This is a genomic window from Paenibacillus sp. FSL H7-0690 (assembly GCF_037980415.1).
GTDB classification, from domain to species: domain Bacteria; phylum Bacillota; class Bacilli; order Paenibacillales; family Paenibacillaceae; genus Paenibacillus_AQ; species Paenibacillus_AQ odorifer.
Genome location: NZ_CP150281.1, coordinates 4,858,032 through 4,874,337 on the forward strand (window position 1 = coordinate 4,858,032; position 16,306 = coordinate 4,874,337).

At 43.9% G+C, this 16,306-nt stretch carries 12 protein-coding genes; 4 read left to right on the forward strand and 8 right to left on the reverse strand.

The window, feature by feature from the left end; translation table 11 throughout:
* Positions 1-186: 186 nt before the first annotated feature.
* From MHI32_RS21480 to MHI32_RS21490, 3 genes are read right to left on the reverse strand one after another with little or no spacing between them, the layout of a single operon-like run.
* Complete coding sequence (locus MHI32_RS21480) at positions 187-2,046, reverse strand: ABC transporter ATP-binding protein (RefSeq protein ID WP_076184140.1); 1,860 nt, start codon at positions 2,044-2,046, stop codon at positions 187-189.
* Positions 2,027-3,760 (reverse strand): ABC transporter ATP-binding protein, encoded by a 1,734-nt coding sequence (locus tag MHI32_RS21485; protein WP_312149845.1) that lies wholly within the window; start codon positions 3,758-3,760, stop codon positions 2,027-2,029. The genes MHI32_RS21480 and MHI32_RS21485 overlap by 20 nt, the downstream gene beginning before the upstream one ends.
* A gap of 17 nt (positions 3,761-3,777) precedes the next feature.
* Complete coding sequence (locus MHI32_RS21490) at positions 3,778-4,008, reverse strand: hypothetical protein (RefSeq protein WP_036676022.1); 231 nt, start codon at positions 4,006-4,008, stop codon at positions 3,778-3,780.
* A gap of 136 nt (positions 4,009-4,144) precedes the next feature.
* On the opposite strand from MHI32_RS21490, the gene MHI32_RS21495 reads away from it, so the two are divergent.
* The gene (locus MHI32_RS21495; protein WP_036676019.1) at positions 4,145-4,714 is read left to right on the forward strand and encodes a thymidine kinase; all 570 of its coding nucleotides are present in this window, start codon (positions 4,145-4,147) and stop codon (positions 4,712-4,714) included.
* Positions 4,715-4,778: 64 nt separating this feature from the next.
* On the opposite strand, the gene MHI32_RS21500 is transcribed toward MHI32_RS21495, so the two are convergent.
* Complete coding sequence (locus MHI32_RS21500) at positions 4,779-5,297, reverse strand: DinB family protein (RefSeq protein ID WP_076184145.1); 519 nt, start codon at positions 5,295-5,297, stop codon at positions 4,779-4,781.
* Positions 5,298-5,434: 137 nt separating this feature from the next.
* On the opposite strand from MHI32_RS21500, the gene MHI32_RS21505 reads away from it, so the two are divergent.
* The 3 genes from MHI32_RS21505 (at position 5,435) to MHI32_RS21515 (ending at position 7,081) form a co-directional block, all read left to right on the forward strand.
* The gene (locus MHI32_RS21505) at positions 5,435-6,100 is read left to right on the forward strand and encodes a hypothetical protein (RefSeq protein ID WP_340010791.1); all 666 of its coding nucleotides are present in this window, start codon (positions 5,435-5,437) and stop codon (positions 6,098-6,100) included.
* 504 nt (positions 6,101-6,604) lie between these two features.
* Positions 6,605-6,724 (forward strand): cyclic lactone autoinducer peptide, encoded by a 120-nt coding sequence (locus MHI32_RS21510; protein WP_139330034.1) that lies wholly within the window; start codon positions 6,605-6,607, stop codon positions 6,722-6,724.
* 21 nt (positions 6,725-6,745) lie between these two features.
* The gene (locus MHI32_RS21515; protein ID WP_036676016.1) at positions 6,746-7,081 is read left to right on the forward strand and encodes a LytTR family DNA-binding domain-containing protein; all 336 of its coding nucleotides are present in this window, start codon (positions 6,746-6,748) and stop codon (positions 7,079-7,081) included.
* A gap of 575 nt (positions 7,082-7,656) precedes the next feature.
* On the opposite strand, the gene MHI32_RS21520 is transcribed toward MHI32_RS21515, so the two are convergent.
* The 4 genes from MHI32_RS21520 to MHI32_RS21535 all read right to left on the reverse strand — a co-directional run bounded on the left by MHI32_RS21520 (position 7,657) and on the right by MHI32_RS21535 (position 16,226).
* A complete protein-coding gene (locus MHI32_RS21520; protein ID WP_036676014.1) occupies positions 7,657-7,965 on the reverse strand; it encodes a hypothetical protein in 309 nt (102 codons plus the stop codon).
* A 122-nt stretch (positions 7,966-8,087) separates the two neighbouring features.
* A complete protein-coding gene (locus MHI32_RS21525) occupies positions 8,088-8,747 on the reverse strand; it encodes a helix-turn-helix transcriptional regulator (RefSeq protein WP_036676012.1) in 660 nt (219 codons plus the stop codon).
* Between the two features lie 266 nt (positions 8,748-9,013).
* Positions 9,014-9,175 carry a hypothetical protein gene (locus MHI32_RS21530; protein WP_340010794.1) on the reverse strand — a complete coding sequence of 54 codons (162 nt, stop codon included), beginning with the start codon at positions 9,173-9,175 and terminating at the stop codon, positions 9,014-9,016.
* Positions 9,176-9,776: 601 nt separating this feature from the next.
* A complete protein-coding gene (locus MHI32_RS21535; protein ID WP_340010795.1) occupies positions 9,777-16,226 on the reverse strand; it encodes a phosphodiester glycosidase family protein in 6,450 nt (2,149 codons plus the stop codon).
* Between the last annotated feature and the right edge of the window lie 80 nt (positions 16,227-16,306).

Sequence of the window (16,306 nt, forward strand, 5' to 3'; positions counted from 1 at the left end):
TCTGAATCTCGAATCGCACACAATCAAGCCTTATTACCCTGCTGATTGTAATTTGTACAATAGATTCCCCCATATTTCAAACCCTCCCAGCTCACCCGATCTGGTGCTCGTTATCTATCATAAATAACATAAAGGCGAGAACTTCATGGACGCAATCTGCGCTCCCTGAAAATTCCCGCCTTTTTCTTAAATACCCGCCTTATCAAGCGCCTCTTTCCGCCGCCCCTGTACCAACTCGCTGTACAGTCCGCCTTGCTTCAGCAGCTCTTCATGAGAGCCTTGCTGCAATAATCTGCCGCCCTGAAGCACAAGAATTCGATCAGCTGCACGTATCGTGCCAAGTCTATGAGCAATGACGAAGCTCGTTCGCCCTTTCATCAGCGCCTGCAGCCCTTCCTGAATCTTGATCTCGGTCACTGTATCAATACTGCTGGTTGCTTCATCAAGCACAAGCATAGAGGGGTTAGCAAGAATCGCTCTCGCAATGGAGAGCAGCTGCTTCTGCCCTTGGCTTATACCGCTGCCATCCGCCGAGAGCATCCGTTCATAACCTTCGGGCATTCGCATAATAAAAGAATGGGCATTGGCCAGCTTAGCCGCCTCTTCAACCTCTTCATCGGACGCATCCAGCCTCCCGTATCGGATGTTATCGCGGATACTCCCTTTGAACAAAAAGGAATCCTGCAATACAAAGGCCATATGACTTCTCAAGCTTTCCCGCCGAATCGAAGTGATATCTAAGCCATCCAGCGTGATTTTCCCCTGATTAGGATCATAGAAACGGGATAACAGCCCAATTAGCGTTGTTTTGCCTGCACCGGTAGGTCCAACTAAAGCGATCATCTCGCCAGGCTTCGCTACAAAGCTGATATCCTGCAGCGTGTTAGAACCTCCATCATAAGAAAAAGCTACATTTTCAAACTTCACCGCACCCTGTACAGTTTCAAGTGATTTGGCTGCACCTTCATCTTTAGCCTCGGTCTCTTCGTCCAGCACTTCAAACACCCGCTCGGCCCCTGCCACCGCTGAGAGCAAGGTATTCCACTGATTCGCTAAATCATTAAGCGGACGAGTAAACTGGCGGGTATATTCCACGAATACGATGATCACACCCACTGTAATCGACCCACGGATCGCAAGCAGACCACCAATTCCTGCAACTATGGCGAAGCTGAGATTATTAAGACCATTCATAAGCTTGGGGATGAAACCAGAAATGGACTGCGCCCAGTAGCCTGACAGCATAATTCGCTTGTTGCGTTCATGAAAACCAGAGATGACGCGTTCCTCTTGTGAAAAAGCCTTGATAATCCGTTGTCCGGATAAGGTCTCCTCAATATAACCGTTAAGCTCCCCTACATTGCGCTGACGTTCTTTAAATAGTGGGCCTGTACGGCGTGTAATCCAGCGCATGCCTAACAACATCAAAGGCACTACGAGGAATGTGAGCAGCGTCAACAAGGGACTAAGCCACAGCATAACCCCTACGGTTCCTAGCAAGGTTAAGACACTTGAAAATATCTGAATAGCCGAGCTATTCAACGTAGAGCTGACGTTCTCGATATCATTGGTAAGACGGCTCATAATTTCCCCCTGCTGTCTCCGATTAAAAAAGGAAATAGGCAGACGGTGTAAATGGGAGAATAGCTCCGTACGCATCCGTAATACAGTTTCTTGAGCAATTTCGATCATCCATATGTTTTGCAGCCAAGAAGTCAGAGAATAAAAAATGTACACACAAGCAAGGCTTGTCAGAAAAACAACCCATGATCGCCCGCCGGTACCTTCCAGATAATTATCCACCGCTCTGCCAATCATGTATGGCCCCAGCAGCGCTAGCGCTGAGCTGAAGACAACCATGATCAGTACAAGAATAAGCTTGGCTTTACGCTCAGCTAGATAACTCCAGATCCGGATCAGCGTCCCTGACCAATCCTTCGCCTTTGCTTTGGGTTTGCCGCCAGATGCTGTCCCTAGACTTCGTCCCACGCCAAGTTCAAAATTCGGTTTAGGATGACGAAAAGGTTCAATTAATGCTTTGAACATGCTGCTTCGCCTCCTCTACCTGTGATTCATAAATCTTGCGGTACAGCTCGGAGCTTGCCATAAGCTCCTTATGCGAGCCTTTGCCAATTAATCGTCCCTCATCCAGCAACAGGATCAAATCGGCTGATGCCGTTGAACTGATTTTCTGAGTAATCAAAAAGGTTGTACAGGAGATATCCTTTAACGCCTCCAGCAAAAGCCCTTCCGTAACCGCATCAAGAGCACTGGTGCTGTCATCAAGGATCAACATAGCCGGTTTTCTAACAAGTGCACGGGCAATCGTTAACCGCTGCTTTTGTCCGCCGGAGAGATTAACCCCTCGTTGACCAAGCATCGTGTCATAACCATCTGGCAAGCCTTTTACCGTCTCGTGAATTTGTGCAGCTCCCGCTGCTTGTTGGATTTGTTCCAGTGTGGCGTGTTCATTGCCCCATGCAATATTATCGCGAATTGATCCGCTGAAAAGCTGCAATTCCTGAGGCACATAACCTATCGATTTCCGCAGTCTGGAAATATCGATATCAGCACTTTTTTCACCGTCAATCCAAATGGTGCCGTCTGTCTCTTCATACAAGCGCGGAATCAAACTCACGAGTGAGGATTTTCCTGATCCGGTCGCCCCCATAATCGCTACTCGCTCACCAGCAGCTACTTCAAAATGAATGTCCTCCAGGACAGAGATATCACTATTAGGATACTTAAAGCAAACGCCTTCAAATTTAACGTGGCCCTGAATCGGCTCGCCTTGCAAAGTCCCGCCTTCACGAACTCCAGCTCCCGCTTCCATAACTTCTGAAACACGCTGAGAGGAGGCACGAGCGCGGGAAAACGTTACAACAAGACCAGAGATAGCTGATAACGCCCCAATTGTTCGCAAGGAGTAATTAATAACAGCAACAGTCTGACCCAAAGTAGCATCCCCGTTGGAAATGGCTATCCGTCCAAACCATAAAATCGCCAAAATCGCCGCATTCACAATAAGCATAACAAAAGGCATCGTCGTCTCAGTCAAACGCAAGGCAGACACTGTTGATCTCATCAAATTCCCGCTAAATACCGTGAAACGTTCAATCTCATACCCCATACGCACAAATACGCGGATCAAGCGAATACCCGTAAGATTCTCCTGAATCACGCCATTAACTCCGTCTAAACGCTGCTGGACCGTACGAAATAACAAGGAAGCTTTTCTCATAATCCAGTAGAGGAAAAAAATCAACAAAGGTAACGCCACCGTCAGCAGTAATCCCAGCTTCACATGAACAACTAACGCCATAATCACACTGCCTACCACAACAAGTGGCACCCGTGTCATAAAGCGCAAGCTCATAAAAATAGTATCCTGCAGCTGTGATACATCGCCAGTCAGACGGGTAATCAGTGACGAAGTAGCAAAACGATTAAATACTTCATACGTAAAAGACTGTACCTTTTCGTACAATTTGTCCCTAAGATCGAACGCAAAGCTCTGACTTGCATGGGCAGCAAAAAAAGAACTGAGTACCCCGGCTGTAAACGCAACTACCGCGCTGCCGATCAATACACTGCCCCACAGCCATACTACAGAGGTATCTTTTTCTCGGATCCCCAAGTCAATGATTTTGGAAATGATCAAAGGCTGTGATAATTCTACCGTCAATTCAATGAGCATCATTACAAGGGCAGCTATTGCAGCTACCTTATATTTTTTGAGAAAAGAGAAAATCAAAGCCATTCGCATACCCTCTTTTTCTATTCGTACAGTGCATCCCTTAACCGAGTTGACATCGTGGAAGCCTGTCCAGTTTTCAGTATTGCTCGACGCAGTGCTTTATTACTCCGATTCAATTCCACCAAATCCGCCATCATTTCTTCCAGCAAGCTTTCAGTGTCACTGGATAAATCTCCATTCTGCTGCAAAAGAGCTAACCGTTCCTTATATTCGTCTAATCTTTCAGTCACACTTATTACTTCCTTTCCCATCTCTTATTACCTCTTATCATACCACATCCAATCAATCGCAATGTTTTCACTGGATACATCTGATCCGAATATGATACTCTAATATGGTCGCATTTTTAAGATATAATCAATGTTTTTTACGAAAGGATAGATGGAAGTGGCACAATTGTTTTTCAAATACGGAGCAATGAACAGTGGTAAATCTATTGAGATACTCAAGGTTGCACATAATTATGAAGAGCAGGGGAAATCGGTGCTCATTTTCACTCCATCCATAGACGACCGGGACGAGGTTGGTTTTATTTCTTCTCGTATTGGGCTTCGGAAACAAGCAATCCCCATCGATGAGAACACAGATATTTATAATATCGTCAGCAGTAACCAACCTAAACCACACTGTGTACTTATTGATGAATGTCAATTTCTAAGCAAGGAATGTATTCTCCAGCTAGTGCGTATCGTTGATGAGCTGGGCATTCCGGTAATGGCCTTCGGACTTAAAAATGATTTTCAGAATCAGTTATTTGAAGGCAGCAAATATATGCTGATCTACGCTGATAAAATTGAGGAAATGAAGACGATCTGCTGGTTCTGCGAGCGCAAAGCTACTATGGCTCTACGAGTAGAAAACGGCAAGCCCGTATATAGCGGCAAGCAAATCCAGATTGGTGGCAATGAAGCTTACTATCCGGTATGCCGCAAATGTCACAAGAATCCACCGCTATAGCCGTGTATAAAAAGCATCCCAAAGCCATAAAGGCTATTGGAATGCTTTTTTGATTAAGAAGATATTACCCTAAATATCTTTCTTTAAGAATATTCAAATGATGATGGTCATGTCCAATCATAATGCAGGCCTGAGCTCTCGCAGAAAGAGTAGCCTCGTTAACTATTCCCTTCCGGATCCATGCTTCCTCCGGCAGAGTTTCCATTAGGAGTAATGTCGATTCTCGAACAAGCTTGTAGTGGGCCAGCAATGCTTTTAAAGTGTGCGCTTCGAAATTGGCGGTAAGTACATAGTCTTTCTCTTCAAAACCCGGCAGTGGAGTCGTATCCCCTCTGGCGATGCACAATAAACGGTAGGACATGATTCTTCCGGTATCAGCCAGATGTCCGACCATTTCCTTGATACTCCATTTCTCCGGAGCGTAACGATAGTCCCCTTGTTCTTCCGTAAGATTCGAAATAAAAGTGCAAATCTCATCCGTCTGCTCTCTAAAAATAGTAATCATGTCTCCTTCAGCTGGCACTAAATCGACATATTTTGATAATTCTTTGAGATACTCACTGCTTTCTGGACGTCGATCCATGTCTAAACCCCTCTCATTTTGAATTTTTTTGAAAAAATAGGAGGAAAATTATACTGTAGTTGTTGTATTTTAGCTCATTTTATACGATACTTGCAATAATAGGGTTAGTTAAACTAGAAGTCATCGGGAGTGTCGGCATGCTAGATTTTATTCTTTTTATGATATTTTCAATACTAGAGACTTATGCAATGTTTTTTCTGGCTTTCAAAATCTTCAAAATTGATCTATATCATAAAGAGATGGTGTTTGCTAGTTTTATTATGGGCTTTTGTTCTTATACAATTAGGATCAACTATGGGATTTTTCCATTAGATATTTTCTCACAATTTGCACTAATGTTTTGTTTTATGTGGATGTTATTCCGGATTCATCCCTTCTACGCTTCAATATTAACCGGGATGGCCTATCAAGCTTACTCGGTGATTCAAGCCAGTATTGTGTATCTATTAAACTCTGTAATGTCCATGCCTCTAAATACTTCGGACCCGATTACAAATAACATAATGACAATGCAGATTTTATCAGCATTAGCCGCGATTCTCATTGGTATGTATGTGGGCTATAAACGTATTGGATTTGACTTTGTACCTGATAAACCCGATGTAAAAGTCAAACCAACAACTAGTGAAAAAATATTATTCGCTCTTAATCTTCCTACAGTAATTGTCGTTACTTTATTCACCTACTTTATTGAATCTAATTTCTTTTTCTTGATCCCAATTTTCTATGGGGTAATACTATGGGGATATCTATATTTCTCATACAAAAAGGACAGAAATAACTATGAGTCATTTAGCACTTAAAATTGTTGAGGTCATTAAGAAAAGTAATCCAGAGCAATCGCATTCAATTGAAATCATGCATTATGCCCTTAGCATTATTCTGAATACTTTATTCATTATTATGACTTCTTTATGCATTGGCGGGCTCACTGGACAGCTAAAGGAAACATTCTTAGCCTTATTCAGCTTCATGCTCCTAAGAATGTCATCTGGTGGTGTGCATTTAAAATCCGCAAGAGCCTGCAATATTGTATCTATCTTTATCTGTTCACTGATCCCTCATATAACTTATCTAATACATAACCATTTGATTTGGATTAATCTTTTTTCTTTACTTGTAATGATCTTATGTGCTCCGAATCCTGATGCTAATGCCCAAATCCCCAAAGAATGGTATTTGGGTTTAAAGCTACTTTCCATAATTCTGGTTTTTTTAAATTTTCGGCTCCATTCGCCTGTCATTGGATTGGCATTTTTAGTTCAATCCTTTACAGTCATAATCCCATTACAAAGGAGGACAATCAGATGAAAAAAAACTTAGCTCGTTATGCTTCTAACATTTTAGGTACTTCTGCTACTGTTTTTGCAACAATTCTGAAACCATTTGCTCACAGCCCTGAGATTCCAAAAGAACTGCGCAAGTAATTAAACAAGGATGGGGAAACGATGCGTGTCTTACAGAAAGACGGTTCCTCTAGTGATATTCTAGAGGAAGATATATTGTATTTCTCGAATTATAAGAATACAATATTCGTCCATACGAAAGAAGGCGAATTTATTCTCCCCACCACGCTTTCCGATCTTTCCGTAGCGTATGAGGGTAAGGGATTCGAACGCCTTGACCGCAGCAATGTCGTCAATATCAACAACATAGAAGGCTATGATCCCGGGCGGAAGATTGTATGCTTTAATCAAGGTACGCAGTTCACTACTGTTTCGGAATCCAATGAACCTCGCCTTAAGAAGTATCTTGCTTCACAAAAGAAAAAACCGTCAGAATAAAATTCAGTTTTTTAATAATCCCGGCATGTTCACGCATGCCGGGATTATTTTATTAAAATTTGAAACTTTTTAGCAATTTCCTCAAAATCGCACATTATGCCATAATAATCCTCAAATGTAAAGATAAATTCGTAGGATGAATGACAGGAGACGGATCCTATTCCAAATGATACCATATAGATAAACCTATAATAAAAACAATTAATGATGGAGGATCATAATGAATTACTATTTTCATCCCTCTCCACGGCCCTCATCTCTGGAATCTATATCTGACGAGGATTTACTAAGAATCTATGAGCTAGCGATTGATGCCCATGCGTTACCGGATTTCATTGAAATTATTAAAGAGATCATGAGAAGTAGAAATCTCATAGATTCTGAAAATATATAACATCCCCTTCCCCATTAAATTCACACTGACGCATGGTACACATTTTTCTTCAGCTTCAACCAACAATAAGCTCCTTAGGTCGCCTTAAGTCAACTACATTAACATAAAAAAGGTAGAGCCTCCGCGGCCCTACCTTTTTTATATGCACATATGATGGTTAATCTCAGATAAAAATAATGCTCTATTCTGTAATTTCTGTTTTGAAAACATTTTCCAATTTGCCGCCGAGTCTTTTCTTCAAGGGAACTTTAATATCTCTGCCCAATTCTTTAAAGAAAGTTTCAACATCACATTTCACATTTTTTGCAGTTGCGATTACCGCACCATCACCAACAATGTTTTGATTCGCTTCAAGAGGAACATCAACTTCGATGTCATACTTTTTGGATAATGTCTTGATGTAACGTGCGAAGATCTCCAGCAATTCCTCGTTATTAAAATTCTCTATAGCGACTTTGCCCTTGCTGGTAAACTTCATGTTAATTTTCATTATTAATATCCCCTTTTCTGTCAAACCATTTTTAGTTGTTAGTTTATGGATCAAGATGAATAGATGGCTGCAAGAAAGGGCAACATTCATTCATTTTTGAGATCATTAGCAAAAGGCATACATTATTTATAAGCACCCTTTATTTGTTGTACTTTAAACTGAGTAAATTCTTTAAGTGCTTGTATGACCTGATCCTGTTCCTCTTCCTTCAGTTCATAAACGCACTCCCGTAGCCACTCGCCAAATAGAAAGGCTTGACGCCCTTTACGGGGGCTCTTTCTTAAGGAGTCGAGGTTACCCTCAAACTTATCGTTCAGGACATCGGTCAGATTGTATTTCTCAATCTTCTCTATTACCATTCCTGCCCCATATTCCGTTTCGTAAACTATAACTTCATTCGAATCAAAGGAAACGTACGATGTTTCTTTCCCTTCCTTCGCTCTGAATTCCTTAAGCTTGTTAAAGGCTGTCTCGTAGATGTAATCTTGAGACTGTTTGAGCTGTGGCAGCTCATATCCTTGCTTCAAGGTCTTGATATATTCAATATCTGGCATATAATCTGCCAAATGGTACATCCGATTCTTCAGATCCGTTCCAAGCGCTTCAATGATCTTGTCCAGATTGTCTTTAAGCGGAATGCTCTCTCCACGTTCGATTTTGCTAAGCTGTGAGTAACTTATACCGCTCTTTTCTTCCAGTCCTCTTAAGGTTAACCCTCTCGTCTTTCTGATGTGCCGAATGAAATTACCCAGCTCATCGGGATAGTTCTCAAAATCATTCATGGGAGTCACCTCCCTACTATCATAACACAACATAACAATTTGTGTTGGCTAATAACAATTATTCCTTGTTTTTACTTGCCTCTGAAGAGTAATTCCCAGTATTCCACGCCCAATATAACCCTATCTTTACAAAATACCGGAAAAAGACTCGGCGCCCGTCTGTAAGGATTTGGAATATGCTCGTTACTCGCCTCAGTTTTACTTTCTGCTTAAGCCCCATCCATCTTCTTGGTCTTACCTTCCACTTTCTGCTCACTTTACTCACTTTACTCACCTGGCTCACTTGGCTCAACTAGCTCACCTGACTCACCTGACTCACCTGACTCACCTAACTCAACTAGCTCAACTAGCTCACCTTGCTTACCTAGCTCAACTAGCTCAACTAGCTCACCTGACTCACCTAGCTCCACTTGGCTCACCTGACTCAACTAACTCACCTAGCTCACTCAATTCTACCTCATCGGACCGAGGAGACCTTATTAAGCTGATTTCAGCCATTCTGCTCATCTATCGGACTCAGATGCAGCTATTCATTAAAATATATTACGATTCCGGGCAAAAGTATGACAATAAGAGCTATGGAGTCCGAAAATTTGGAAAAATGGACCAAAAAGTTAAAATAGCGGCAATACAGTCCGTTACGATCCCAAACCATCGAGGCTATCTGTTAAAACAAACTTTCTTGATAAAAGTAGCTCGTCCGAGCCGAACTTACCAAGTGTGCATCGCTGTTGGCGTACTTTAGCTTTAGCGTTCCTCAGCGAGCGTGTCTTAGGTTTAGCCGTACCTCAGCGAGCGTACTTTAGCTTTAGCGTACCTCAGCAAGCGTACTTTAGCCTGCCTCAGCGAGCGTGCCTTAACTTTCCGTTCTCCATTTTCCCTTCTCCAATCCTTTGTGTCTCACCACCTGTTTTACTTTTAATTCGCTTTCCCCCTCTGTGTACATGCGTGCGTACCCTGCACATATCCAACTAATCCAATTATCAAAAAAACAGACAGTCCCCATCAACCTGAGACTGGCCACAATCATTACTCCATAACACTCAGCAGGTTGAGGATCATCTGTGCACTTTCAGCACGTGTTCCGTTTTGGTTCGGTGCAAATTGTCCTTCAGCCCGTCCTTGCATCAAACCAAGTCTGTACACTTCGCTGATTGCCTCTTGAGCCCACTGTGGAGCATAACCAATATCGTTGAATGCCGAAATGTTACGGCTAGCTACAGATACATTACTCTTCGCGTAAGCATATGCACGAGCCAGCATTGCAGCCATCTCCTGGCGGGAGATCTTCGCCTCCGGTTCAAACTGTGAAGCAGTCTGGCCGTTAATCACTCCAGCTTGTTTGGCTAACCCTACTGCTTCTGCATACCATTTATCTGCAGGTACATCAGCGAAAGCAGGTTCCGCTTGACCTTTCAAGCCAAGCGCACGAACTAACATCGCTGTGAACTCCGCCCGTGTAACCGCACGGTTCGGATCAAATTGGTCCGCAGCAACACCTTGTACAAGTTGTTTTGCCGCAAGCTGCTTCACAGCAAGGTAAGCCCAGTGATCGGACTTCAAATCTTTGAATGTTTTATCAACTTCTAAAACAATGTATTTACTAAAATGACTGATGGCAGCAGATAGATAACCATTCGTCCATGTACTGCTCATATACTCTAATTTACCCACGTCTTCGATAAAATAAATACCTAATAAGCTTCGATCTACATCTGCACCGACCTTATATGAAATCATAATCGGCTCTGCAAACTGTCTTAACGAGAAGGACTGATCATTTTGTGTGAATATGCTAAGCGACCATTCCCGCAGATCACTTTTCGCCCGCAATTGTGCACCCGCAAGTGCACTTGCACGAGTCAACAGGTCCACTGCTGTATTATCAGCTACAGGTTTCAGCCGTAGCGAAATCGTACTCTTGGCAAGAGCCTCAGCTGAGATTAGCTTACTTAGTTCTGCCAGAACTGTAGCAGGAATCGTAACGGATAAATCCTGCATAACCACTCTAAGCGGTGCGTGTCCAAGCAGCTCTGCTGCATTGCCTGGCAGAAGTAATTCCGTAATCGCCCCATTAACAGAAACCACAACTTCACCTTGAGCATTCTTGCTCTCTGACAGTTGAGAAGCCGTTATGGTGACTACGCCCGTTTGTGCTGATGCCGACGGAGTTGGTGTAGCGGTTGGCGTTAGTGTCACCGCAGGTCCCGGCACCCAAGCACCCGGCGTTGATGTTGGCTCTGGACTTGGTGTTGGTGTCGGTGTCGGCGTTGGTGTTGGCTCTGGGCTTGGTGTCGTACCCGGCGAGCCCTCAGTCACTATCAGAATATATTCAGTGCTCAAACCGTTATAAACAGCGCTGACTTTTGTTGTACCAGCACTCAAAGCATGAAGTTCTCCAGCCTCACTAATCATTGCAATGGAATGATCAGATGTATCAAAGATTACTCCCTCGAACAATTCTTGCTTGCTGCCGTCACTGTATACCGCCTGAACAACAACGGAGCCTTTACTTCCTTGTTCCAGCGAATCCGGCCCATTCATCGTTATTTCTGTAAGAATAGGTGTCTCATCATTTGTTACGACAAGGTTATACTCCGAGGCGAACTCCCTATAGGTTACTGAAATCACAGTGGAGCCTTCCTGATGAGCCTGAACTAAACCCTGATCATTGATCGTAGCAATATGTTCATTCAAGCTGGAATAATGAAGTCCATCTGATATTGCGGTACGTTTCCCAGATGCGTAGACAGCTTCTGTTACAGATTGGTCGGCTTCTTCCGGTTTAAGCTGTCTCTTTCCCTGAAGCTTAATTGCTTGCAGCGCATCTACAGTTATCGTACTTTCGGCAAAAATATTCGGGTAACCTGCCACTGTGACTCTTATCTTAGCTGTCCCTGGCTTCAATGCTGTAACCAAGCCATATTCATTTACAGTAACAACTGATTCTGCCGTATCAGGAACGATGGTCCAAAGCTTTGTCAGATGATTAGCCTCATCCGGCCCCACCTTAGCTTGCAATTGCAGGCTAGCCCCAGGCTCAAGCTCTACAGCAGTTTGATCCAGCGCAATGGATTCCGGAACCAATTTGCCGATTACTAAACGGTCAATCTCAACCCCGTCTACTGTTCTTGCGGTAACCGTAATCTCGTTCTTCTCAATCTCAACAGCCGTATAGATTTGCTCATCTTCGTCATATATTTTTTCCTGCCAAAAACGTGGTGTCAGCGCATAGAACTTAGGACCCGAGGAACCGCCGATAACATACCGAGTGCCTTCGCCTTCTGCAACCTGTTTACCCTCCTTCATCGGAAAAGTTCGCAAATAGATATGATCATGACCGTTCATGACCAAATCTACGTTGTGCTTATCAAAGACCGGAACCCACTTCGCTTGTACCTGCTCATTCGAATAGATGCTGCCGTACGGTCCTTGATGGAAAAAAATCACCTTCCACTTTTTATCTGTAGCGGAAAGATCCTGATCCAACCACTCGGCCTGTTCAGTAAACGGACTACCTGAATGCTCTGTATTCATAACCACAAAGTGCGTATCCTTAATATCAAAAGAATAATTCGTACCTTTTACGCTCGCCGCACCGTTTTGCGGGTTATTGAATTGCGCTAGATAATCCCCATCTCCATTGGTTCCCATCACTTCATGGTTCCCGATAATCGGAACAAGTGTGGTATTCATCAGCTGCTTTTGAGCTGCATCAAACCACCAGTTCCACTGCTCTTGTTCAAAGCCCTTATCCACCATATCTCCAGCATGAACCAGCATTTCCGCATCCGGCATATACGCGTAAGCCGCTTCAATCGTATCTCCCCAAAGACCAAAACCAGCCTTAGAATCTGCTTGGGAATCTCCGATAAACAGGAATTTTGTAGAAGTGTCCTCACCACCACTTGTAACAAAAGCTCCTTGCTCACTTACATTTGACTCGCCATCACCCACACGATATACATATTCCGTTCCGGGGGTAAGCGCAGTGGCCTCCGCTTTATGAACTCGCATCGTTCCGTCATTGTTGGTGTTGTAAATTGAACTGCTGCCGGTAATTTTTATTACATTCGCAGCTTGAAAGCTTGTAAACTCCGCTTTTTTCACAAGTTCTACTACAGTATCCATGGTCAACGGTTCTGTCTGCCAAGTGAACTGGCGAGAAGTTGCTGCATCTTGGCCCATCGTAACATTAACATTACGCGGAGCTGCAGTAGCGTCATATGGAGCAACCTTGAATGTCATTACAGGACTATAGGTATTTCCTTTTACCGCCTGCAATTTAAAAGTTCCTTCTGCTGAAGTGACAAAGTCAGTAGTTAGTGTTCCACTTGCCCCTGAAGCAACACCTTGTACCTCCACTCCATCGAACAGCAGCTTTGCTCCTTCAACGACACTTCCATTCAGATCTTTTACCGCAAAAGATGCATCAAAGCCCTTCGCAAGATCATAATGGTTCCAAGTGAGCATCAACTGTGTCTTCACAACAGATTCAACAGCTGCTCCAATAAAAGAAATAGGAACCCCAGTACCCTCTGTAGAAGTTACCGATCCGGATGTATTTTCAATTACAAAAGCTTTGCTAATATCTCCAGCCAACTGCTCCTGAGTGTAGAGACCCACAAAATCATTTCGAACTGTATATTGAATTTGCCCGATGAGATCCGTATCTCCCAGATTGGAGGAATTGATATTCGTTAAGTTAAGACGCACAGTGCCCAATGCCGGATCAATGATGGACTCCACTTGCGTTTCTGATACCTTATTCCCCCGAATTACCTGCAAATCTTTAACTGCAGCCGGATTAAAAGCAAACGTAAGATGTCCTTCCTTCAGCTTGCTCGCTTTCTCTGCCGTTACGTCCAAAGTGTAGGTGTTGCCGGCATATACTACTTCTGGTGTTTTGTACACATAGAACGGAGAGCCCAAATTTACTGTAAAATACCATTCTTTTATCGTCTGGTTACCGCTCAAATCGCGAATGGCAACTTTTACTTTATGACGGCCTTCTGTCAGTGGAACCTTTGGTTTATAAGTGATCTGACCTTTTGGAGGATAAAAGCCATGCTCCACTAATTGATCGTCCACATATACTCGTGTTTTGTCAGGATCGATTAAGGTCGTTCCCGGATGCACCACTGGATCATAACCATCATCCTCACCATTGACGGAAAGGGTCGGTGTAGCTGTTTTGACAATTTCGTTCACGCCAGGATATGCATCTTTAAGAATAGGAGGTATTCTGTCCTCCTCTAGCGGGCCATAAATGGCACGAATATCATCAACGTAAATAGCTCCCGCACTCTTATTAAGATTGCTTGTCTCCATATAGCGGACAGGCATATCCATCGTTAACGGGGTGGTTTTCCCCTTAGGAACGGATACTTCGACGTATTTCCACCCCGTCCAGTTCACACCATTTACCTGATCAGTAAAATCCACAGGCACTGCCGCATTATTGCCATCCCGAATCTGTCCCCGCAGCCAGTGCTTTTTGCCATCTCCGTAGATCCACATACTGATCTTTTCAGGATACCCCGGAATCTGAATCCGATTGGCGGTTGAGCTTGCGGCTAAATAAGCACCGGATGTGCCTGTTTTATTAACAAAATCATATTCCAGCTTCAAGGCTTTGTCCCCGTTGCGGACAAAATCCAGATCCGACACTTCCTGAATCGCCACGCTGTTAGCTGCTGCACTAGAGGCTATATATTTATCAATGCCATTCTCAAAATCCTCCAGCATTACAGGCGGTAACCCCACATTTACTTCAAAAGAGGTCTCAACGTCCCTGTATTTAGCATAAATCTTTCCGTTTTTCCCGTTCTCACTCGTCGCCTGAAACAGACCCTTCTCGTCCACGGTTCCGATCTCGCCCTCAACCCGCCATTCGAAGCTAGGGTTGTCAGCTTGAATCACTTGTCCATTACGTAGCGCCTTCACAGTTAATTGTGCAGCAGCACCTGAAGAATAAGTTTTGATCTCATCAGGAAACCTAAGCTCTGTAAGCTTATCTACAACCTCAATTTCAGCACTGCCTTTGACTGCCCCAGCCTCTACAATTACAGTTCCTGTGCCGGCAGTGATTCCTCCGGTGAAGACTCCGTTCGCATCGACAGTACCAAGGTTAGCGTCCACCTGCCAATTCAGCGTACCCGAATAAGGCGCCGGATGGCCGTTCTCGTCCACTCCTGCCGCTTTGAATATAAAGCTGGAGCCTTGCAAAATACGTTCCGTATTCGGCTGCACAACCAGCTTAGAAGCCGAAGGTTGCTCAGGGGCTGTATTGACAAGCAATAAACCGTTACCGGTTTTACGCTCGTAACCATCTGAGCCCTGATTCATCATTCGGACACCAGATGTACCCGGCATTCTGGCCACAAAAGTAGAAGAACCGCCACCATCCAGATTCATGGCGTTCACTACGCCCATATCCTTCAGAATGTTGCCAAGCTCATCGGTATCTACGCCCTCACTAAAACCTGGCGATCTTCCATCCACTTCGAATAAAACGAGACTTCCATCCGCTTTTGTCCCAATGGCTGTCCGCGGATGAATTCCTAAAGGCCCTACACCTTGTTGAACTACTCCGTCTTTTACCAGCGGCCCTTCGCCGCCAATAGCTACCTTCACATCATTCCATTCTCCGCTGAGCGCAAAGCTGGCAGTAACGTTATCGCCAACCGATAACCCTTGCAGAACAGCACGGGACGTACCCTGGGCAGATAAAACCACTTTTCCTTGGGAAAGCGGCGTATTGCCTTGATTGTTGCGGATTTCAGATACCTTCAGCTTCAAGGTCTGGCCGCTTTTCACTTCACCCTCGACAATATCTAGAACAACCTCGTCACCCTCATTGGTTGACTTTGTAGTTGTATTATAATCTTCCGTATAAAGAACCAGCTCATTTGTATTTCGGTATCGGTTGATGCTGGTCAGATTGGTTGTTTTTCCATTAATCGTTACGTTTTTGGTCAGCTTCGGCACCCCATAAATCGAGCTGCCATCTTCTTTTAAACCGAAAGTAAAAGCTGAAATCGAACTGTTCAGGATTACACCCTCATCCATAAATAACCCATTAGGAACACCCGTAGCAAAACCGGAGATTTCATAAAAATCACCGTTAATCCCTGCGATCACTCGGTTTCCAGGTGAATCCGCATACGTGGCCATTTCTGTAACGCCTTTCATACCGTATACCTTTCCATCCTTCGTACCTGCCCGCAGCTCCAAATTTCCTTGTTGCGGGTAGAACTCCACTGCATGTATCTTTTGTAAACCACGATCATTCTGGAGATCTATCCAGGTATACATCGCCCCAGGTGCAAGCTCCGTTTGGCGAACATCAATAACGGTTCCGTAGTCTGTTGCTGGTAATTCAGAGATGGAAGCGCGAACAATTGCCCCCGGTTGTAACAACGAAATCAACAAAACAAAGATAACAACAACATTAATTTGCCTTAGATACCTTCTCACTGTGTTGACATCCTCCCCACTTGGCTGTCCTAATATCGATCTGAGCTTGGACAACATCATAGGGTTAATATTAACTAGGA